Annotated in this window: 18 protein-coding genes; 11 read left to right on the top strand and 7 right to left on the bottom strand. The window is 45.0% G+C overall.

The genetic code is table 11. The features are described 5' to 3' along the window. Positions 1-2 precede the first annotated feature (2 nt). The 4 genes from QUA74_RS00850 to QUA74_RS00835 are packed head-to-tail and all read right to left on the bottom strand — an operon-like array spanning position 3 to position 4,322. Positions 3-2,099, bottom strand: coding sequence for a SpoIIE family protein phosphatase (locus QUA74_RS00850; RefSeq protein ID WP_333324090.1), 2,097 nt, complete (start codon positions 2,097-2,099; stop codon positions 3-5). Then, complete coding sequence (locus tag QUA74_RS00845) at positions 2,096-3,082, bottom strand: ABC transporter substrate-binding protein (protein ID WP_333324088.1); 987 nt, start codon at positions 3,080-3,082, stop codon at positions 2,096-2,098. The genes QUA74_RS00850 and QUA74_RS00845 overlap by 4 nt, the downstream gene beginning before the upstream one ends. After that, positions 3,079-4,071 (bottom strand): ABC transporter substrate-binding protein, encoded by a 993-nt coding sequence (locus tag QUA74_RS00840; RefSeq protein WP_333324086.1) that lies wholly within the window; start codon positions 4,069-4,071, stop codon positions 3,079-3,081. The genes QUA74_RS00845 and QUA74_RS00840 overlap by 4 nt, the downstream gene beginning before the upstream one ends. 5 nt (positions 4,072-4,076) lie before the next feature. Beyond that, on the bottom strand, positions 4,077-4,322 hold the full coding sequence (locus QUA74_RS00835; protein ID WP_333324084.1) for a hypothetical protein: 246 nt from the start codon (positions 4,320-4,322) through the stop codon (positions 4,077-4,079). Positions 4,323-4,587: 265 nt separating this feature from the next. Here QUA74_RS00835 and QUA74_RS00830 point away from each other — a divergent pair, with 265 nt between their 5' ends. From QUA74_RS00830 to QUA74_RS00815, 4 genes are all read left to right on the top strand, one after another. Beyond that, on the top strand, positions 4,588-6,159 hold the full coding sequence (locus QUA74_RS00830; protein ID WP_333324156.1) for an NAD(P)H-quinone oxidoreductase subunit N: 1,572 nt from the start codon (positions 4,588-4,590) through the stop codon (positions 6,157-6,159). A gap of 153 nt (positions 6,160-6,312) precedes the next feature. After that, the gene (locus QUA74_RS00825; RefSeq protein WP_333324082.1) at positions 6,313-6,912 is read left to right on the top strand and encodes a Uma2 family endonuclease; all 600 of its coding nucleotides are present in this window, start codon (positions 6,313-6,315) and stop codon (positions 6,910-6,912) included. Between the two features lie 128 nt (positions 6,913-7,040). After that, a complete protein-coding gene (locus tag QUA74_RS00820; RefSeq protein ID WP_333324080.1) occupies positions 7,041-8,651 on the top strand; it encodes a cyclic peptide export ABC transporter in 1,611 nt (536 codons plus the stop codon). Then, positions 8,641-9,069: a GNAT family N-acetyltransferase gene (locus QUA74_RS00815; RefSeq protein ID WP_333324078.1), complete on the top strand. Its 429-nt coding sequence runs from the start codon at positions 8,641-8,643 to the stop codon at positions 9,067-9,069. Before QUA74_RS00820 ends, QUA74_RS00815 begins: the two co-directional genes overlap by 11 nt. 2 nt (positions 9,070-9,071) lie before the next feature. Here QUA74_RS00815 and QUA74_RS00810 read toward each other — a convergent pair whose 3' ends face one another. Further along, complete coding sequence (locus QUA74_RS00810) at positions 9,072-9,431, bottom strand: Spx/MgsR family RNA polymerase-binding regulatory protein (protein ID WP_333324076.1); 360 nt, start codon at positions 9,429-9,431, stop codon at positions 9,072-9,074. A 99-nt stretch (positions 9,432-9,530) separates the two neighbouring features. Then, positions 9,531-9,974, bottom strand: coding sequence for a DUF4332 domain-containing protein (locus QUA74_RS00805; protein ID WP_333324074.1), 444 nt, complete (start codon positions 9,972-9,974; stop codon positions 9,531-9,533). A gap of 394 nt (positions 9,975-10,368) precedes the next feature. On the opposite strand from QUA74_RS00805, the gene QUA74_RS00800 reads away from it, so the two are divergent. From QUA74_RS00800 to QUA74_RS00770, 7 genes are all read left to right on the top strand, one after another. Then, positions 10,369-11,778, top strand: coding sequence for an aminopeptidase P family protein (locus QUA74_RS00800; RefSeq protein WP_333324072.1), 1,410 nt, complete (start codon positions 10,369-10,371; stop codon positions 11,776-11,778). A 184-nt stretch (positions 11,779-11,962) separates the two neighbouring features. After that, complete coding sequence (locus QUA74_RS00795; protein WP_333324070.1) at positions 11,963-13,525, top strand: adenylate/guanylate cyclase domain-containing protein; 1,563 nt, start codon at positions 11,963-11,965, stop codon at positions 13,523-13,525. Between the two features lie 209 nt (positions 13,526-13,734). Further along, positions 13,735-14,718, top strand: a complete 984-nt coding sequence (locus tag QUA74_RS00790) for a GntR family transcriptional regulator (RefSeq protein WP_333324068.1) — start codon at positions 13,735-13,737, stop codon at positions 14,716-14,718. Between the two features lie 128 nt (positions 14,719-14,846). Next, positions 14,847-15,521 (top strand): nitroreductase family protein, encoded by a 675-nt coding sequence (locus QUA74_RS00785; protein WP_333324066.1) that lies wholly within the window; start codon positions 14,847-14,849, stop codon positions 15,519-15,521. A gap of 159 nt (positions 15,522-15,680) precedes the next feature. Then, positions 15,681-17,570 (top strand): hypothetical protein, encoded by a 1,890-nt coding sequence (locus tag QUA74_RS00780; protein WP_333324064.1) that lies wholly within the window; start codon positions 15,681-15,683, stop codon positions 17,568-17,570. A 169-nt stretch (positions 17,571-17,739) separates the two neighbouring features. Beyond that, positions 17,740-18,879 (top strand): AAA family ATPase, encoded by a 1,140-nt coding sequence (locus tag QUA74_RS00775; RefSeq protein WP_333324062.1) that lies wholly within the window; start codon positions 17,740-17,742, stop codon positions 18,877-18,879. Further along, positions 18,872-19,639, top strand: a complete 768-nt coding sequence (locus QUA74_RS00770) for a hypothetical protein (protein WP_333324060.1) — start codon at positions 18,872-18,874, stop codon at positions 19,637-19,639. The genes QUA74_RS00775 and QUA74_RS00770 overlap by 8 nt, the downstream gene beginning before the upstream one ends. A 162-nt stretch (positions 19,640-19,801) precedes the next feature. Here QUA74_RS00770 and QUA74_RS00765 read toward each other — a convergent pair whose 3' ends face one another. Then, complete coding sequence (locus QUA74_RS00765; protein WP_006634775.1) at positions 19,802-20,581, bottom strand: ABC transporter permease; 780 nt, start codon at positions 20,579-20,581, stop codon at positions 19,802-19,804. Between the last annotated feature and the right edge of the window lie 25 nt (positions 20,582-20,606).

Raw genomic sequence — 20,606 nt, 5'->3', positions numbered from 1 at the left:
CTTCATTTTAGCATTTCATTGGGGGCAAGGATATTATTAACTAAATTTCCCTTTTCAGTAACGTTAGCCTGCCGCTTAAAGACTAGTAATGTAATATCATCAAACACTTTCTGCTTACCAATATGTTGCCTCACATCTACAATCACCGCATCCTTAACTTCAGCAGCAGACTTGTGCCAATTTTGACTAATTACTTCACACAGTTGCTTAATTCCATACTGCTTTTTGCCGATGTTATAGGCTTCTGGAATCCCATCAGTATAAAGCACCACGCCATCTCCAGGTTCTAGGTCAATCAGGATGTGACTGATGAAGCCTGCGATATCATCATCTAAAGCGATCGGGAAGCCTAACTCCATCGTGTCGATGCGCTCAACTTCTCCATTTTTTCGCACAACTAGCGTTTCTTCATGCTGACCGCTGATGCTGATCCGTCCTTCGGAGTAGCTCAAAATCGCCAGCGTCAGACTTTTCTCAGAATTCATGCGCTGCACGTTTTTGTAGAGGGTACGGTTGAGTACATCCAGGAATCGAACCGGGTCTAGTCCACGAATCTCTTGCAGAGTGCGAACTGAGGTTTGCGCCATCAGCATCAGAATGCCGCTTTCCAGGCCATGTCCGGTGACATCACCGATCGCCAGCGTGACCACACCATCGATCTGTAGCACGTCGTAGTAGTCGCCTCCTACTTCATCGGCGGGTTCCATGTATCCGGCGATATCTAGTCCGTCAATTTCCAGTTCCTCAGAGTTGGGCAAAATCATTTGCTGGATCTGACGCGCCACATTCAATTCTGCACCTAAACGGAGGTTGTCTTCTTTGAGTTTTTCGTTGAGGGCAATGATTTCCTGATTAGCACTAGCGAGTTCTGCTGTTCGTTCTTTAACTTTGTCTTCGAGGGTTTCAAAGGATTCTTGGAGTTGCCTCGCCATGCTGTTGAAGGATCGTGCCAGCAGACCGATTTCGTCTGCCGATCGCATCTTCACACGCATATCTAAGTTACCCGCCGTAAACTGGGCAACCGCTTGGGTGAGGTAAATCACAGGCTTTGTTAATAGTTGTGCGATCGCAAAAGCGATGATAGTTACAATTGTGGCGATGATTGCTAATAAAAGAAGTGCATCACGTATTTGTTTTTTTACAGGTGCTAGGGCAACGGCAATGGGTTGTGCGAAAAGGACTGACCAAGGTTGATATTTCAGGTGGGCGATCGCTAAGAGCCTCCACTCATTATTACCCGTAGCTGCCAATCGTGTGGTTAGATCAGGCTGTTTAGTGTCTAATGCTTGCTTGAGGTCTGGCAAATTGATTGCAAGTTCTTTCGTTAGAGTCTTAGACAAACGCCCTTCGCGTTGCAGTTTAGCTACAACATTGGGTGACAAAGGCACAATTGATTTGAAAAGGAGTTCCGGTGTAGTGCTATGTGCCAGATGAATATAGTGTTCATCTAAAAGAACTGCTAAGGATTTCGCACCTGCGCGTTCAGTTTCCCGAGTCACCAACTGCTGGACAGATGTGGCATTGTATGTCACCCGCAATACACCCAATATATTTCCCTTCGCATCGCGAACAGGACTGCTAAAAAAAAGCGTAGCGAGGTTGGGAGTTGTCGTCGATTGCCTAATACTAGAAACAAAAGGTAGTTGAGTTTTGAGCGGTTCTTGGAAGTAATCTTGACCGGATTCATCTCGTCCAACATCCGGTGTATTCGTATCGAGTACATTCCGTCCCTTTAAGTTGAGCAAGGCATAGGAGATAATATTAAGCATATCTTTGCGACTGAGGCGGCTTAAGGTTTCAGTCGCTAACATCTCTTGGGGACTACCATTTCGCCGTTCTGGAAGTAGGCCCAGATATGCGGCCAAACCTGGTAAAATCGCTTCTACGCGCACGGCATTAAGATTCCCATCGATAAACCCATCTATTCTGTAAGCGGTTTCGTTAGCCGCCGCAGATAGGGCTTGTCGTGCGTTGTCGGTCAATGCCTTTTGAGTTGTCTGCTTGTTGATAAATGCTAACAGCAGCAACGGAATTAGAGCAACGAGGAGAAACGACACGATTAACTTTGTACGAATACTTTTGAAAAAGGATCGCTTCATGGTTTCAGACTAGGAGGGGGGGTTAAGAAAGAAGAATTGAACAAGGTTTCTAGATTGGGAAGGCGCGTCACATTGCCAGCGCGAATAAAAAAGTCCGCATATTTCTTGGCGTTTTTGTAGATATAATTAGGACTGTCTGATTGAAAGAAGTTTTGATTTTCTGCAAAGTCAGTGAGGTCTATTCCCTCGAAAGAGACTTTCTTGCTGGGAATATTCAAAGCTTTGCTCGCGATCTCGTTTCCTTCCGGAATATTTGTTTCCCAATAAGACAAGGCTTGAAGCCAGCCTCGCACAAAGGCGCGAATATCTTCGGGGCGATCGCGTATCACCTCACCCCGAAACGCGACCAAATCCAAAATTAAGCCGGGGGTTTGTTTGCTTGTAAACAGGATATGTGCGCCTAATTTTAATGCTTCAGAAAGATACGGTTCCCAAGTGTGCCCTGCTTGGATAGCCTTGTTTTGTAGGCGATCTGGAACTTCTAAAGCATCGACTTTAACCAGCCTAACATCATCGCTCGTCAGCTTAGAGGTTTTCAACATCTCCGTAACGAATACTTCGCTAAAGCCGCCTAGATTTGCACCAAGCTTTTTTCCTTTCAAGTTAAGAATTGTTTTAATATCCGATTCCGCGACTACCACATCTGCACCTGTCGATTCATCCACAACCATCACAGCTTGTATATCAGGATTTGTGGCACTCAAGATAATCAAATTGCCCAAGGGCAATCCGATCCCATCATACTTCCCTGCACTGAAATCCGCTTGTTGCATTGAGTAGTCTACATTGCTCAGTTCCACGTCTATCCCTTGCGCTTTGAAGAATCCTTTCTTTTGAGCAATGACGACAGGTATATAGCCAACAAAAGGGACAAAACTTACTTTCAGGGGAGGACGTTTTACTTTTAAAGGTTGCGAAGAATGACAAGCAAACAGCAGGCAGCAGGTAATAATAAAGAGGCTGTTGAAAAAGGAGCGCTTCATGGTTTCAGGCTAGCAGGGGGGGTTAAGAAAGAAGAATTGAACAAGGTTTCTAGATTGGGAAGGCGCGTCACATTGCCAGCGCGAATAAAAAAGTCCGCATATTTCTTGGCGGTTTTGGAGATATAATTAGGACTGTCGGATTGAAAGAAGTTTTGATTATTTGCAAAGTCAGTAAAGTCTATTCCCTCGAAAGAGAGTTTATTGCTGGGTATATTCAGCGCTTTGCTCACGATCTTCTTTCCTTCGGGAATATTTGCTTCCCAATATGACAAGCCTTGAAGCCAGCCTCGCACAAAGGCGCGAATATCTTCAGGGCGATCGCGTATCACCTCACCCCGAAACGCGACCAAATCTAAAATTAAGCCTGGGGTTTGTTTGCTTGTAAACAGGATATGCGCCCCTAATTTTAATGCTTCAGAAAGATACGGTTCCCAAGTGTGTCCTGCTTGGATAGCATTGTTTTGTAGGCGATTGGGAACTTCTAAAGCCTCGACTTTCACCAGGCTAAGATCATCGCTCGTCAGTTTAGAGGCTTTCAACATCTCAGTAACGAAAACCTCGCTAAAGCTGCCTAGATTGGCACCCAGCTTTTTTCCTTTCAAGTTAGGGATTGTTTTAATCTCCGATTGTGCGACTACCACATCTGCACCTGTCGATTCATCCAAAACCATCACAGCTTGCATATCAGGATTGGTGGCACTCAATATCACCAAATCCCCCAAGGTCAATCCGATCCCATCATACTTCCCTGCACTGAAATCCGCGTCTTGCAATTGTGAGTAGTCTACATACCTCAGTTCCACGTCTATCCCTTGCCCTTTGAAGAATCCTTTTTCTTGAGCAATGATCAGAGGTGTATAGCTAACAAAAGGGACAAAAGATACTTTTAGGGGAGGACGTTTTACTTTTAAAGGTTGCGAAGAATGACAAGCAAACAGCAGCCAACAGGTAATAATAAATATACAGATGTAATTGAGTAGTTTAGACATACTAGCTAGAGCATTCCTGGTGTAGGAAAGGCGACTGATATTTTCTGGAACCCGATCGACCTAAGTGCATCCTCCGCAATCGCCGCTAAACCTGTTCCGGCGGCGATATCTAGAACAAGCTTGCCCGATCGCACTTTGGCCAATTCTACTAACCGAGTTGCAGCCTGTTTGTGAAATTCATTCTCGTAGTCGGGGCGGTTGTTGAAGCCCTTGGAAGTCTGCCGTTTGTAGGCACTTAGCGAGTCAGTCATGCCGAATTACTGGTTTAACATTCTACATTGTGGCAGTTATGGTCGATCGCGACTCTCGTCCGAGGTGACATCACTCAGCAATCTCTACAATGCCCGCAAATGTATGCAAAATCGCTACCGAGTATCAACTCTCCGGCAACAAACACCCGCCCAAGTGGGCTCGCGAAGCTGTAATCCGCTACAATCTGTGTTTGGTAAAGAATTTTTACAAGTTCACAGCCCATTACAGCCTTTGCGGCTTGTACTACCCAACCTGCCTGAAAATATGGATTTTGCTACTCTTGCTGCCCAGCTAAATGCTGGAACTATCTTGCCAGAGGGAATTGTCATCCTCACCCTCTTGGTGGTTCTCGTCGGCGATTTAATCGTAGGCCGCAGTTCCTCGGGTTGGACTCCCTACGTTGCCGTTGCGGGTTTGTTGGCCGCCGTCGCTGCCTTGTGTTTGCAGTGGGATAACACGGATACCATCTCGTTTCTAGGCGGTTTTAACAGCGATGCCTTGAGTTTAGTGTTTCGCGGAATTATCGCTTTGAGTACGGCTGTCACTATTTTGATCTCCGTCCGCTATGTACTGCAAACGGGTACTGCTTTAGCGGAATTTATCGGCATTTTGCTGACCGCTACTTTGGGGGCAATGTTCCTCAGCGGCGCTGATGAATTGGTGATGATTTTTATTTCATTGGAAACTCTGAGTATCTCGTCTTATTTGCTGACGGGTTACACAAAACGCGACCCGCGTTCCAATGAAGCTGCTTTGAAATATTTGTTAATTGGGTCGTCTTCTTCGGCAGTGTTTCTCTACGGGCTTTCGCTGCTGTACGGGTTGTCTGGCGGCGAAACTAAGCTGAGTGCGATCGCGGCTAACCTTTCTACTGTGAATGAAGGTCAATCTCTCGGTTTGGTGATTGCTTTGGTTTTTGCGATCGCCGGCATCGCCTTCAAAATCTCTGCGGTTCCCTTCCACCAATGGACTCCTGACGTTTACGAAGGTTCTCCTACACCCGTTGTTGCCTTCCTTTCTGTCGGTTCCAAAGCAGCCGGTTTTGCCCTAGCAATCCGCTTGTTAACAAGTGCTTTCCCCGCACTTATCGAACAGTGGCAGTTCGTGTTCACGGCCTTAGCCATTCTCAGCATGGTGTTGGGAAATGTGGTTGCCCTCGCTCAGACTAGCATGAAGCGGCTTTTGGCTTATTCGTCGATCGCCCAAGCCGGTTTTGTGATGCTGGGTTTGATTGCAGGAACAGAAGCCGGTTACTCCAGCATGATATTTTATCTGTTGGTTTACCTGTTCATGAACTTGGGTGCTTTCGCCTGCATCATCCTGTTCTCGCTGCGGACTGGAACCGACCAAATTAGCGAATACTCCGGTTTGTACCAAAAAGACCCGCTGTTAACTTTAGCCTTAAGTATTTGCCTGCTTTCTCTCGGTGGAATTCCGCCCCTGGCTGGATTTTTCGGCAAAATCTATCTGTTCTGGGCCGGCTGGCAAGCAGGACTTTACGGCTTAGTTATTCTGGGATTAATTACCAGCGTAGTTTCGATTTACTACTACATCCGCGTTGTCAAAATGATGGTAGTAAAAGAACCTCAAGAAATGTCAGACGCGGTAAAAAATTATCCCGAAATTCGCTGGAACCTTCAGGGAATGCGGCCTTTGCAAGTAAGCGTTGTACTCACTTTGGTGGCGACAACATTGGCTGGAATTTTGTCGAACCCTTTGTTTAATTTGGCTAATGATGCTATTACCAAAACTCCCATGTTGCAGTCGGCCTTGAGTCATGTGCAACCTGTGGTGGGTGCGAAAATTGAATCGAATTTGGTGTCTCGCCGGGATTAATTTTTCCTGGTTGTGAAAGAGTGGAAAACGCCTGACTCGGTGAAGTTGGGCGTTTCTTTTTTGTTGTGATATACTGTTAATTATGATTTTTAACCGCAGATGAAGGCAGATTAATGCAGATTAACGCAGATAAAAGTTAGTACAGAGGCAACAATGTTAGTACAAAGTAAGGAAAAGTTTTATACTCCAGATGAGTACCGGGACTTAGAGGAAACTGCTGAGTTTAGAAATGAATACCGCGATGGAGAAATTGTACAAATGACGGGTGGTAGTATTAATCACAGCCAGATCATCGGTAATATTTATGCGTTCTTAAAATCTGCTTTGCGGGGAAAGAATGCCAGACCATTTATGAGCGATTTGCGGTTGTGGATTCCTCGGTATCGACGCGGGACTTATCCAGATGTGATGGTAGTTGAAGGAGAATTAGTTTGCACAGAGGGACGGAAAGATGAAATACTCAATCCTGTGCTGATTGTGGAAGTGCTTTCTAAGTCTACCAAGGATTTCGATCGGGAGGATAAGTTTCGGTTTTATAGATCTATCCCCGAATTCCGTGAATATGTGTTAGTCAATCAATCTGAGTTTTTAGTCGCACAATATATTAAAACCGAATCAAATGAATGGTTGTTTCGGGAATATGAGGGAGAATCAGCAATAGTTTCCTTCGCTTCAGTGGAAGTGCAAATGTCGATGCTGGATATTTATGAGCTGGTCGTATTTGAAACCCAGGAAACGGAAGTACCAGAATAAAATTAATGCTATAGATTCCCGCCTTGGGAATCCAATTTATTCAGTAGTAATTGAGGTGGCAAACAAGAAGTCGGGGAGCGGATTGGTTAGCGCCAGAGTTTCAAAAATTAAATTAGGAGTACCATTAGATGAATGTAATTTGGTTACTTTTAAAGGCTTCTTGGTTAAATGTTTCCATCGCCATACTCACAGGCTTAATTAGTGGCGGTTGCAGCGCTATGTTAATTGCTCTAATCAACCGCGCCATCAGCGACAATTCAAATCAGAATTTAGTCTGGTATTTTGCCGGATTAGCAATTTTGGCTCTCCTCGCCGCAGTCATATCGCAATTTTTGTTAATCTACCTTTCTCAAGAAGCGGTTTATAATTTGCGTCTGAGTTTGAGTCGCGGGATTTTGTCTACTCCTTTGCGGAATTTGGAAGAGTTGGGCGCTAATCGCTTGCTGGCAACTCTCACCGATGATGTGGGAACGCTTTCTAATACTATATTTTTGATTCCTTTTCTCTGTGTTGATATCGCCGTTGTGGTCGGCTGCTTAACTTATTTAAGCACGATTTCGGGTACAGTTTTTGTTGTTGTATTTAGTTTTTTGGTGCTGACGATTGGCACGGTGCAGTTGTTGCTCACTAAAATGCGGAAATTTTTCGATTTAGCCAGAGAAGAACAAGATATATTATTTAAGCATTTTCGCAGTATTACTGATGGAATTAAGGAACTTAAACTGCATTCCTTGCGCCGCCAAGAGTTTTTTACGGAACAATTGCAGGTGAGTGCTGATGCTTCCCGCCATTATAACGTGACTGCTTTGAATACTGGTGCAGTTGCGATTGGAGTGGGTCAGTTGCTGTTTTTTATGCTGATGGGTTTGCTGCTGTTTGCTTTGCCGAAATTTGTGCCAGTTTCTACACCTGTTTTGTCAGCTTACATTCTGACAAGTACCTATTTGATGTCTCCGTTTCAGAATATTTTGCAAAGGTTGCCGGCGATTTTTCGTGCTAATACTTCGGTGGAAAAAATAGAGAGAATGGGATTGGCTTTGGCGAGTCAATCTGAGATAAATTCAACGGTTAAACCGATTCAAAATGCTGAGTGGGAGACGCTGGAGTTAAATCGAGTAATTCACAGCTATCCGGGAGAAAAAGAAGACAGCAATTTTAGTTTGGGCGAGCTGAATTTGAAGTTTCATCCGGGTCAATTGGTGTTTATAATTGGCGGGAATGGCAGCGGTAAGTCTACTTTAGCTAAGTTAATCACTGGTTTGTACATTCCTGAATCGGGAAAAATTCTCCTTGATGGTCAGCCAATTACTGAGGAAAATCGAGAGTGGTACAGGCAGCATTTTTCTGCGATTTTTTCGGATTTCTATCTGTTTGAAAGGCTTTTGGGGATGACTAATCACGATTTGGACAAGCAGGCTGCTGAATATTTGCGAGAGTTTCATTTGGAAAATAAAGTTCAGGTGAAAGATGGAGTTTTGTCAACTACGGCTTTGTCTCAGGGACAGCGAAAGCGGCTGGCTTTGCTGACGGCGTATTTGGAAGATAGACCGATTTATTTGTTTGATGAATGGGCTTCGGATCAAGACCCGTTTTTCCGGGATATTTTTTACAAGCAGTTGCTACCGGAGTTGAAGCGGCGGGGGAAAACGGTGTTTGTGATTAGTCACGACGATCGCTATTTTGATATTGCCGATCGCGCAATTAAACTAGATTACGGTAAAGTAGAGTATGACCGATAAAATGGATAAGTACCGAATTGTCGAAACTTTGACCGAAAGCCAGGTTTCCGACTTGATGGAGTTGTACAAAAACGAGTTTTGGAGCGACAAGCGGACGCGGGAAGATGTGGTGAAAATGCTGGCGGCGACTGATGTTATCATTGGTTTTGTCGATGAGAGCGATCGGCTAATTGCTTTTAGCCGCGTCATTACCGATTTCGTATACAGAGCCATGATTTTTGATGTCATTCTCAAGCCGACACACAGAAAGATGGGACTGGGTGCGAAGTTGATGGATGCAGTTTTAAATCATCCCAAATTGCAAGCTGTCGAGAACTTGGCTCTTAACTGTTTGCCGAACATGATGCCGTTTTACGAGCGTTGGGGTTTCACAGATGATGTGGGCGAGATGAAGTTTATGCGGCGAACAACAGGCTGAACTCAGCCCCTTGAAAGCCCCAATTTTTCTCGAATTACATCTTCTTTGAAACCTACTAAAACAGCCGTTCCATCTTTAACGAAAAGAGGACGTTTCACCAGCATAGCATCCTTAGCAAAAGCCTCTACCCACTGTTCGCTCGTCCAATTATTCTTGTCCTCGCCCAAAGCCCGGTAAGATTGACCGGAAGTATTTCGCATGGGTTGAAAGCCCAAAGCAGCTACCCAGCTTTGAATTTTTTCGCGAGTCGGTGGCTGTTCTTTTGTGTTAATGAACTCGTAATTAACCTCGCTATCTTTGAGCCACTGGAAAGCTTTTTTGCAGGTGCCGCAATTCGGGATTCCGTAAACTTGAATTGACATAATATTGTTGAGTGTTGACTGTTGACTGTTGGCTGTTGACTGGTGACAGGAAAGCTAATAACAACTGACAAGCAATAACTACTAACTAATGACTAATGACTAATGACTACTGACTAATCTAGCTTGTTGAACCCATTTTTGCACGCGATCGACTGAAGGAGTCAAGTCATTGCGCTGCATTGTCGCTACGTGGAGCCTTAAAACTTGTTGGTGCAATCTCTCCACGGGCATTTGAGCCAATTGAGCCGGAGAAGCAACGCCGGCGTGAAGTAACAGCCCGCAATACTGACAGCCTACACTCGGAATTCGAGCCAAATTTGCCATCGCTACCCATTTATTAACATATTGAATGTTAACCTGTAATTGATGCGCTAGCAACATTTTCGCAGCCGGTGTTTTCGTCATGCGAATTAGTTGTCCGGTTGTGGTGATGCTGCACTCTTCCAGTTGAGATTGGTTTTCCTTGCTCAATCCCGGTAAGTGTGCGATCGGCCAATCGCGTACTTGCGCTGAAGTTTGAGGAGCTTTGTGAGAAATTTTCATGTTTTTTCAGTGAACTTTACTTATACTTTAAAGTCTAAAATATCAAACAGTCAATAGAGGCGATCGCCTATCTCACAAAATTAACAAAAACCAGACAAACGAATTTGACTAATTGCGGGTGTGGTGACATTTCTGCTAATTGCTTGCGGACTAACACTTTTAGCATTTTTTTACCAGTCGGGCAGGGTTCTTGCTTAACAAAATCATGCCGGCGATGACGACAAATACGATAAAAAAGACCGCCCTAAAAATGATAGCAAAAAAGAAGCTCACGATTACACTTTCCGGCAAAATTGCTGCCTAGTTGGCAGTCAGGACTTTAGTGCTTTAATGCCGAGAATGCAAAAACTTCCACCTTAGTACAAACCCCACTCAAAATTATCGGTTTTTACCCATGACAATTACACGAGGTTATGATTTGTTAACTAATACTTTACAGCAACGGCGGCAAAAACTGGCCCGTTTAATTAATTTTCCGGTAATTCTCTGGTCGGGGTGCCGAATTCCTCGCAATTATCCGGCACTTACTTATCCATTTCGCGCCAGTAGTCACTTTCTATATTTTGCTGGTTTGCCCTTAGAAAATGCTGCCATTCGCTTAGAATCGGGAAAATTAGAATTGTTCTTAGATGATGCACCTGCTAGCAGCACGCTTTGGCACGGAGAAATGCCAAAAAGAGCAGAAATTGCCGAATTAATTGGGGCTGATGCTGCTTTTCCAATGGCCCAATTAAAAGCGCGGGCGACAAATGCAGCAACGATCGCCGTTCAGGATTCTTGGACTCAGTTGCAACAGTCTCAAATTCTCGTAGCTTGCGGGGCGGGACGCCATCGCCCTCTGGCACCGCCGAAATCGCCAACAGGAATCGACCTAGAATTAACCAAGGCGATCGTATCTCTGCGCCTGAGCCACGATGCAGGCAGTTTGGCCGAATTGCGTCAAGCTGCGGCTGTCACCGTAGAAGCTCACAAAGCGGGAATGGCGGCAACTCGAAATGCTCAAATTGAAGCAGGGGTGCGCGCTGCAATGGAAAGTGTCATCATCTCAGAAAACATGACCTATGCCTATCCCAGTATAGTTACAGTACATGGCGAAGTTCTGCACAGTGAACATTATCACAATTCCCTACAAACCGGAGATTTGCTGTTAGCAGATCTCGGTGCGGAAACATCAACGGGATGGGCGGCCGATGTGACTCGCACTTGGCCGGTCTCTGGCAAGTTTTCTCCGACTCAAAGAGCGATTTATGATGTAGTTTTGGCAGCGCATGATGCTTGTATTGATAAAATTAGTCCGGGCGTGGAATATCAAGATATTCATCTGTTAGCTGCTAGAATTATGGCGGAAGGATTAGTAGATTTGGGCATCTTGCGAGGCAATGTTGAAGATTTGGTAGAAATGGACGCTCACGCGCTATTTTTTGTACACGGTATCGGACATCTAATTGGTTTGGATGTTCACGATATGGAAGATTTAGGAGATTTGGCTGGCTATGAAGAAGGAAGAACCAGAAGCAGTCGGTTTGGCTTGGGATTTTTGCGGCTGAATCGAGTTTTGCGTCCGGGAATGCTGGTATCGATAGAACCGGGATTTTATCAAGTTCCGGCACTCTTAAATAACCCAGAAAATCGTGCCAAATATGAAGATTTTGTTAAGTGGGACGAGTTGGGAAAATTCGCTGATGTGCGGGGAATACGCATAGAAGATGATATACTTGTCACCGAAGATGGTAGAGAAGTATTGACAGGGAAATTGCCGACAAAAGCTCCGGAGATTGAGGAGCTAGTTGCGGTAAATACGTAAGTAAAGCCCACTTCTGGGGGACATAGGTAGTTTCATCAGGTATGAAAAAAGATCAATAAAAATGAATAAAGGTTGGCAAACAAGTCTTTTGATATTAGTTAAAAAAGTGGTCTCCCAAGTCAGAAAATTCGCAGCACTAATACTTCCACGCATTGTTCGTAAACCTATATCATCGCGGCCTCCGATGCAAGCTGCACCTTTGCCCCGCAACGAAGAAGAGAGGCTAGAAGCACTTCACCGCTACGACATTCTAGATACAGAGGCCGAAGCAGCTTTTGATGATCTAACAGCTTTAGCCTCCTATATTTGCGGCACTCCTATTGCTTTAGTAAGCTTAATAGATTCTAACCGACAGTGGTTTAAATCAAAAGCCGGCCTGGAAGTACCCGAAACTCCGAGAGAGTCAGCTTTTTGCGCCCACGCTATTTTAAATCCCAACGAATTGCTAGTTGTACCCAATGCTCTAGATGACGATCGCTTTGTCAGCAATCCGCTAGTAACTTCCGATCCCAATATTCGGTTTTATGCAGGAGCACCGCTAGTAACTCCTGACGGTTATCCGATCGGCACTTTGTGCGCGATAGATACAGTTCCTCGTAATCTCACCCCACAACAGCTAGAAGCGCTGCGGACTTTAGGGCGGCAAATTATTCACCAAATGGAGTTGCGAATAAATCTGACTAAATTAAAGCGCGCACAGATCAAGAACAAACAAGTAGAAGAAAAACTCCGTTCCACAGACGAGCAAATTGTCAATTTTTTAGAAGGAATGAGCGATGCTTTTTTTGCTTTCGACACCCAGTGGCGATTTACTTACGTCAATTACAAAGGAGCGCAATTTTTACAGCGCTCGCAGGAAGACCTTTATGGTAAAAATTTTTGGGAAGAGTTTCCCGAATTCGTAAATTCTGATTTTTATAAAGAGTATCATGAAGCTGTAGCCAAACAAATTGGAGTGGCTTTTGAAAAATATTATCGTCCCTTAAAAGTGTGGTTGGAAGTCCGGGTTTTTCCTTCTCACGACGGCATTTCTGTGTTTTTTCATGACATAACTAAGCGCAGGGAGATGGAATCTGCACTCAGGAAAGAACAGAAAAAAACTGAAAGTTTACTGCTAAATATTTTGCCCGAACCGATCGCCCACAGGTTGAAGTACCAACCGGGGGTGATTGCAGACAAGTTTGAAAAAGCAACAATTCTTTTTGCAGACTTGGTGAATTTTACCCAAATTTCTACTACCATGTCCGCCACTAAATTAGTGTACTTACTGAATGAAATTTTCTCAGCTTTTGACCAACTGAGTGACAAGCACGGCTTAGAAAAAATCAAGACGATCGGGGATGCTTACATGGTAGCAGCCGGTATTCCCATTGAACGTCCAGACCACGCAGAGGCGATCGCCGAAATGGCGCTGGATATGCTAGCAGCAATTAAGGAATTAAATGTGAAGCTAGACGCGAAATTTGATCTCCGCATCGGGATTAATAGCGGGCCGGTGGTAGCGGGGGTAATCGGCACTAAAAAATTCATTTACGATTTGTGGGGAAATGCCGTGAATACAGCCAGCCGCATGGAATCTCACGGCATACCAGGTCGCATTCAAGTCAGCCACTATACTTATGAGTTGCTGCAGGATAAATATGAATTTGAAGATCGTGGCGAGATCGAGATTAAAGGTAAAGGGGAAATGCAAACTTATTTCCTGATGGGCCCAAAAACAGCAAGCGATCTCAAAATTGCAGAGTAAATAAAACTAAGACTTGAAAGTACCTAATTGTTGAGGGAAATTCCCGAGGCTGCGATCGATCGCCTCGCAGGCGCGATCGCCCAGTGGCAGAACGGCTGCAGCAGATCGACCAAATAAGATTATGCTATAGACAGAGATATCGGAGCAATCCTAGGCGCGGTACTCGACGTTATATAAATACTAAGTTGAAGTCGTCGGAGCCTTTAATAATGGTTCAATTTCATATTCAAACAGATAGCGATATTCCAGCATCCACCCAACTATTCAATCAAATCAGGTTTGCGATCGCCTCGCGACAGTTTCCGCCCGGACACCGCTTGCCCAGCACCAGACAGCTAGCCATGCAGACAGGTTTGCACCGCAACACCATCAGCAAAGTATACCGCCAGCTCGAAAATACCGGACTCGTAGAAGCCCAAGCAGGATCGGGCATTTACGTCCGTGCTCAAGGCCACGAAGGCGGCAGCAAACTCAAATCCCCGATCCTCGAAGAATATCCCCTTGCCAACAAAATAGTGCAAGAAAGTATGGATCAATTGCTGGGACAGGGCTGTACGCTCAACCAAGCGAGGGAATTATTTTTGGCCGAAATTGACTGGCGGCTCAGGTGCAGCGCCCGCGTGGTCGTCACAGCCCCCACAGAAGACATCGGCGTGGGTGAGCTGATGGCGAAAGAACTCGAACAAGCTCTTCGCATTCCCATACAGTTGGTGCCGATGGAAGAGTTAGGTACTTTTCTGGATCAAATCTCTTCGGGAACTGTGATTACCAGCCGGTATTTTATCGGAGAAGCAGAATCGATTTCGGCACCGCGTTCGGTGCGAGTCATTCCTGTAGACATCTACGACTATGTTCAGGAGATACAGTTAGTGGGGGGTTTGCCGAAAGACAGTTATTTGGGTTTAGTCAGCCTGAGCCCGGGTATGCTGCGATCGACCGAAGTCATCATCCACAGCATCCGGGGAGAGGATTTGCTGGTGATGACGGCATTGCTGTCAGACGCCTACAAGATTAACTCGATCGTGCGATCGGCCAGAACAATTTTCTGCGACCAACCGAGTTTTGCTACAGTAAAAGCTGCCATTAACGCGGCCAGAGAAGATATTATTCGTCCCCCGCAACTGATATGCTCCGAAAATTACATCGGATCTAAGTCGATTAATTTGCTCAAGCGCGAGTTGGGCTTGGGGTAAGTCAGTTGACAGTTGACAGTTGACAGTTGACAGTTGACGGTTGACGGTTGACCGTTTGCAGTTGATAGTTGTTGTTCTAATTTCCAATAACCAATTCTAAATTCTCGATTACCAATTACCAATTATCCATGACAATTGAAATCCAACCTTCAATTAATGTTAAAACCGCGATCGAGAGCCGCCGGGCCGCCCGCAGCTTCAAACCCGATGTCATTCCCCCAGCAATATTGGCAGAGATTTTGCGGTTGGGAGTGCGATCGCCCTCCGGTTACAACTTGCAGCCTTGGCGGTTTATCGTACTTCAAGACCCAGCCAGCAAGGAAAAATTAAAAGCTTGCGCTTTCGATCAGCGCCAAGTAGTAGAAGCCCCAACAGTATTAATCTGCTGCGGCGATCGGCGCGCCACCCAACCCGAAAACACCGAAGCCGTCATCGAATTGGGCAAAACCGCAGGCGGAATGAATGACAATTTAGCCGGTTATATGCGGCAAGCAATCCCGCAATTGTTCGAGAACCGCCCGTGCTTCGAGTCCCTAGAAACTTGGACAAACAGGCATACAATGCTCGCAGTAGCTCACTTAATGATTGCAGCTCAAAGCTTTGGAGTAGATAGTTGTCCGATGGAAGGTTTTGTGGCGGCTTCGGTGAAAGAAGCCTTTCAAATTCCCGCAGAAGTAGATGTTTGCTGTTTGCTGCCGCTTGGTTATGCAGCAGAACCTTTCAAACAATACGGCGGACGTTTTGACGTGACTCAAGTGTATTACAGCGAAAGTTATGGACAGACCTTGCAAGTTGAGATTTGAGAGTTAAGATTGTTTGGAAAATTGAATTTTAAGAGTTAAGATTGGGAATGAATCGGGGCCCAAGTTCAAACAAATCAAAAATCCCGACTCTTCTGCAATCTAAAATCTAAAATCCAATAATCTAAAACCGAAAGTGGTGATATCAGACAGAGGAAAAGTATGACAGTAGCAGCGCGACAAAGCAACGCACAAATTCTCGAAGTTGAATTGCAGAAGCACTTGCAAGCAGCCGGATTTAAAAATTTACCGCTTTATATCAGTTGCGATTTTCGAGATGACTCTTTAACGGTTGTAGGAGAACACCCGCGCAGTTTAGTTCTCAAAGCTAAACCGACTTTTGCGGTGCTAGAAGCAGCAATTATCGAAATAGAACCAGAATCTATTCAACAGATTGGACTTTGCCTAAAAATTACCGGGCAAAAACAGCCTTATGCTTTCCATTCTTTTACGATGCACCAGCCTGTGTTGTCAAGACCAAAAACAGTGCAGTTGTTCAAAAAAACAGAGAATATCCCCGCAGAAGAAACCGGGATAGTCTTAACAGAAAATGTGGCCCAGACGGCGGATGTAGAGGAGGAGATACCGTTAGAAACGGATGGGAAAGATGCGTGGGATGAAGAATATTTCCCCAATTTGTCTGAGAGTTCCAGCAATTCCGATCCGATCGCCTTTAGGGTAGCTGCAATCCCCGCAGATATTGCAGACAATCCCTTCAATCCGCTGGATATGGAAGCGGTAACAGTTGCCCAAAAACCCAAGCATTCACCGTTGGCGATGCTGGCTGCAGCAGGAATCATCAGTGTCGCCGCGCTAGTTTTGGCAGGCGGTTATTATATGCTGAGCCGGCCCTGCGTCATCGGAGGATGTAGTGCTTTAGCTAATGCCAAACAGTTGAGCGAGAATTCGATGAAGACGCTGAAAACGTCAAAAGTTGCCAACAGCCCCCAAGAAGCGCAGCGACAGTTAAAACAGGCGATCGCCCTTTTGGAACCGATTCCCTCCTGGTCAATTCATCGCGGTGAAGCTCAAAGCGCTCTGCAAAGCTACCGTTCGCAAAATCAGAATTTAAACTCTGCGATCGATGGAGCGCGCCTCGCACAGTCAGCAGCCCAGAAAACCCAAAATCCGCCTTATTCTGCCGAGAACGGACAGGAAGCGCAAGCTCTGTGGCAAAGTGCGATCGCCGAACTCGGAGAAATCCCCACAGACAGCCCAGTTTATCCGTTTGCTCAGAGAAAGACAAAAGAATACCGGAAGAATGTAGCAACTGGAAATCGGCAGTTAAGCACAGAGAAAAAAGCCGAAAAAACGCTGCTCGCCGCCAAAAGTACAGCTCAAATAGCAGAAGCTCGCGAAGCAGTAGCTCAGACAGCCGAGACTTGGGCTCAAGTGCAAGCAGGTTGGGAAGAATCCCTCGACATCCTATCAGAAATTCCCACGAGCACGACATCTTACCAACAAGCTAAACTGCTAGTTCCCAAATACGAAACCAAACTTTCACAAGCACGCGAGCGCAAAAGTGTCGAAGGAATTTCCGAAAATGCGTATACTCAAGCTGTGACTTTAGCAGCGGAAGCTCAAATTTTTGAGGGCAAAAACGCCTGGTTTAAAGCATCTGAATCCTGGCGAAGAGCTTTGAGTTACGCGGAGCAAGTGCCGGCGGCAACTTCCTATTCCCAGAAAGCCCAACCGCTGCTCGCTTCCTACAAAACTTCATTGCAGCAAGCAGAAGTAAAGTTGCAGGAAGAAAGGAACCTGCAAAAAGCCCGCACCGATTTAGATAAAACTTGCAAAGGCAACCCCAAGATTTGCGACTATACTGTTAGCAAAGGTTTGATTGCCGTGCAGATGACTCCAGGTTACGTGCAGAAATTGCAACAAACTTTCATCCAAGCAAACAACAACAATGCTGTGAAGAATCGCCAAGCTGTAGAACAGCACGTTCAAACATTGCAAAAAGCTTTGGAGGCGATCGCCGAAAACGCCAAAATCCCGATGCAGGTGTACGATGGCGAAGGCAAGCGGATTGGGAGTCACGAACCGAAGTAAGCTGTTACGGCATTTAATTTTAGTTTTTGGGGCGGGCTAGAAGCAACGCCCCACTCATTGTTTCAAGAAACATGATTGTTACAATTAAATGCGCGCTAACAACTTAGAACATCCGAACACCCGCTACAATTTCGGTAATCAAAAAGTATAAAAGGATGTTAGCAATCAAATGCTAGAAAAGGTCAAACTTCATAACTTCAAAAGTCATAAACATACAGAACTTAATTTTGATAATTCACGCCTACACGCACTCGTAGGACAAAACAGTTCTGGTAAAACATCAGTGTTGCAAGCATTGCATTATCTCAGTCTGCTTGCTAATTCATCATTTGACCATATTTTTCAGCATGAAAAAGCGCCTCAATTTATTACAACAATTGGGCAAGATTATATGTTTGTTACTGCAAGTGGTTTTTGGGAAAACCCAGATCGAAATGATTGGGAAGCTTCCTATGAGTGGAGACGAAACGTTAATCATTCTTGGTATCCTAGAGCATTATGGCAGGCAGATAAAAAGCCGGGATCGGGATATGGGGAAGGACTGGCAAGTTCCTTAATTTATGTTCCAGAGCCACTTCAGCAATCTTTGAGATACTCAGTTCACCTGAAGCTCGTAGCTACTAATCTTGCTAAAGCAGCTTACAGTGATGCAATTACACCGCGAGTTGAGTTCGATGGTTCCGGGTTAGCACCTAACTTAGACTATCTTCGTGCCGAAGCTCCAGATAAATTTCAATCTTTACAGAAAATGTTGAAACGGATTGTACCAGGTGTACGCGAGGTAGGGGTAAGGCGAGCTAAGGTTATGGTCAATCGCCAACGCTTAATCGGAGTCGATGGCAAATCTATCTCCTACGAAGAAAGTCAGGAAATTGTAGGGCAAGAAATTGTCCTAGACATGAATACGGGTGAGCGTATACCAGCCCATGCCATTAGCGAAGGAACAATGCTCGCTCTCGGATTACTGACTGTTTTGATGAATCCCAATCAACCTAATTTAGTGTTACTAGATGATGTTGAACAGGGACTCCATCCAAAAGCGCAACGAGAATTAATCGCTGTTTTCAAGGAAATTCTTCAAGACAACCACAATCTGCAAATTATTTTTTCTACCCATTCTCCTTACATTGTGGATGAACTTACGCCTTCTCAAGTTCATGTATTAAGTAACGCTAATTCAGGTTTTACTCATTCCAAACGCTTGGATGAACATCCTGATGTAGAATGGGCAAAACAAACTTTAACCACGGGAGAATTCTGGGATGCCGAGGGAGAAGATTGGGTCGTTGCAGGAGAAATAAATGATTGAGTTTGTGGTGATTGTAGAAAGTAGTGCAGACGCACGAACCGCTACTAAATTAGCCGATCGCCTTTTAGTGGATAAAGTTGATTGGTTAGAACCTGAGATGCTGCAACATCTATTTCAATGGAGTGGTTTAGAAGCTGGCACAGAGAATTCTTGCTGGAAAAATATCGATGATATAACTAAACGTTTTTCCGATAAATTTAAATTCCCCACCATCAGATCAAATGGAAGGTTTAAAAGTGATGGTCAATCAGCTAATAAAATTATGAGGTTAATCAGCTTTCTACAATACAAACAAAAGAGAGATATTAAAGCCGTTATTTTTATGCGTGATTTAGACAGTCAACCTGAGCGAAGAAAACATATCGAGCAAGCACGTTTAGAACAGATCGATCGACAACCTAAATTAGCAATTATTATTGGTACACCCGACAGAATGCGGGAAGCCTGGGTTTTGAATGGGTTTATTCCTTCTAATAAAGACGAAGAACAAATCCTTAAAGAGATAACGACACAATTGACGTTTAATCCTTGCGAGGAGTCACACAGACTACGCTCTAACTCATTGACAGAACCCGATCGCATTAGAAATCCTAAAGTTGTTGTCGAAAAGCTAACAGGTGGCAAAATGGAACGCGAACAACAATGCTGGGAAGACACGCCTCTGGAACTTCTACGAAAAAAAGGTGTTCATACAGGCTTAACAGCCTATATTGATGAAATCGAGGAACGATTAATTCCAATCATTGGATCTGCTGAGTAAGATCAGCCCGATATTCCCTAAACCTGCCCCCACCGGATCTTGTGGTCGATAAAGTCACGGGCGGGGCGGGTTTATGATATTTATCATTTGTATGGGAGATATTGGTGAACCCGCCCTTACGGTAATCATAATCAATTTACATCTACAATTCCCAATTAACAATTACCATTTGATCAATTGTGCATCTTGATTGAAAAACTTCCGGGACAATCCCTCAGTCAACAGCAGAGTTGCGATTACAGTTGCCAGCGCTAACACAAACATAATCAAAATCTGGTAAGATGCTGCATCGAGAGGACTGACACCGCTCAGCATTTGACCTGTCATCATTCCGGGTAAAGTCACGATTCCTACCACCGTCATTGTATTTAATAGCGGGATTAATCCAGCTTTGATCGCATCTTTGCGGTACTGCTTTACTGCTTGCTGCGGCGTGGAACCTAAACTTAAATGGGTTTCTATTTCTAACTGGCTGCTATTAACTGTACTGACAAGTCTTTCGCCCGCGATCGCCCCGGAGTTCATGGCATTACCCAATATCATACCCGCTAAAGGAATCAGGTATTGCGGTTCGTACCAAGGGTCAGGTTGCAAAATTAGCAAGTTTGTATAAGCGAGAGTCAAGGCCGTACTGATAAAAATTGAACCCCAAACTAAGGGCAGTAAGTTCTTGATTTTTTTGCTGATGCGGTTGCTGGCAACCATGCTAGCTGTTGTCAGCATGATTGCTAGAACTGCTAAAACCAGCCAAGGATTTTTTCCCTCCGGGTCAAATACGACTGCGAGCACGTACCCGACTAAGATTAGCTGGATGAGGGTGCGCCCTGCCGCGATCGCGATCGCCCCCTCCAACCCCAATCCCTGCCACGCCGAAAGCCCGATCGCGATCGCCACCATCCCCAAAGCCCAACCCAAATCTGTAAAATCTAGCTCAATTAACACCGGGCCACCCTTTCGATAACGTGAT

It is taken from the genome of Microcoleus sp. LAD1_D3, from assembly GCF_036702135.1.
Classification (GTDB): domain Bacteria; phylum Cyanobacteriota; class Cyanobacteriia; order Cyanobacteriales; family Microcoleaceae; genus Microcoleus.
The sequence above is the reverse complement of the archived record's forward strand: the minus strand, read 5'-3'. Positions and strand labels throughout refer to the sequence as shown.

Excerpts from the sequence above, each read along its gene's own strand:
- QUA74_RS00770 (WP_333324060.1), top strand. The coding sequence starts at position 18,872 with ATGATTGAGTTTGTGGTGATTGTAGAAAGTAGTGCAGACGCACGAACC.
- QUA74_RS00785 (WP_333324066.1), top strand. The coding sequence starts at position 14,847 with ATGACAATTGAAATCCAACCTTCAATTAATGTTAAAACCGCGATCGAG.
- QUA74_RS00850 (WP_333324090.1), bottom strand. The coding sequence starts at position 2,099 with ATGAAGCGATCCTTTTTCAAAAGTATTCGTACAAAGTTAATCGTGTCG.
- QUA74_RS00845 (WP_333324088.1), bottom strand. The coding sequence starts at position 3,082 with ATGAAGCGCTCCTTTTTCAACAGCCTCTTTATTATTACCTGCTGCCTG.
- QUA74_RS00790 (WP_333324068.1), top strand. The coding sequence starts at position 13,735 with ATGGTTCAATTTCATATTCAAACAGATAGCGATATTCCAGCATCCACC.
- QUA74_RS00815 (WP_333324078.1), top strand. The coding sequence starts at position 8,641 with ATGACCGATAAAATGGATAAGTACCGAATTGTCGAAACTTTGACCGAA.
- QUA74_RS00820 (WP_333324080.1), top strand. The coding sequence starts at position 7,041 with ATGAATGTAATTTGGTTACTTTTAAAGGCTTCTTGGTTAAATGTTTCC.
- QUA74_RS00775 (WP_333324062.1), top strand. The coding sequence starts at position 17,740 with ATGCTAGAAAAGGTCAAACTTCATAACTTCAAAAGTCATAAACATACA.
- QUA74_RS00830 (WP_333324156.1), top strand. The coding sequence starts at position 4,588 with ATGGATTTTGCTACTCTTGCTGCCCAGCTAAATGCTGGAACTATCTTG.
- QUA74_RS00800 (WP_333324072.1), top strand. The coding sequence starts at position 10,369 with ATGACAATTACACGAGGTTATGATTTGTTAACTAATACTTTACAGCAA.
- QUA74_RS00835 (WP_333324084.1), bottom strand. The coding sequence starts at position 4,322 with ATGACTGACTCGCTAAGTGCCTACAAACGGCAGACTTCCAAGGGCTTC.
- QUA74_RS00780 (WP_333324064.1), top strand. The coding sequence starts at position 15,681 with ATGACAGTAGCAGCGCGACAAAGCAACGCACAAATTCTCGAAGTTGAA.
- QUA74_RS00810 (WP_333324076.1), bottom strand. The coding sequence starts at position 9,431 with ATGTCAATTCAAGTTTACGGAATCCCGAATTGCGGCACCTGCAAAAAA.
- QUA74_RS00795 (WP_333324070.1), top strand. The coding sequence starts at position 11,963 with ATGCAAGCTGCACCTTTGCCCCGCAACGAAGAAGAGAGGCTAGAAGCA.
- QUA74_RS00825 (WP_333324082.1), top strand. The coding sequence starts at position 6,313 with ATGTTAGTACAAAGTAAGGAAAAGTTTTATACTCCAGATGAGTACCGG.
- QUA74_RS00805 (WP_333324074.1), bottom strand. The coding sequence starts at position 9,974 with ATGAAAATTTCTCACAAAGCTCCTCAAACTTCAGCGCAAGTACGCGAT.
- QUA74_RS00840 (WP_333324086.1), bottom strand. The coding sequence starts at position 4,071 with ATGTCTAAACTACTCAATTACATCTGTATATTTATTATTACCTGTTGG.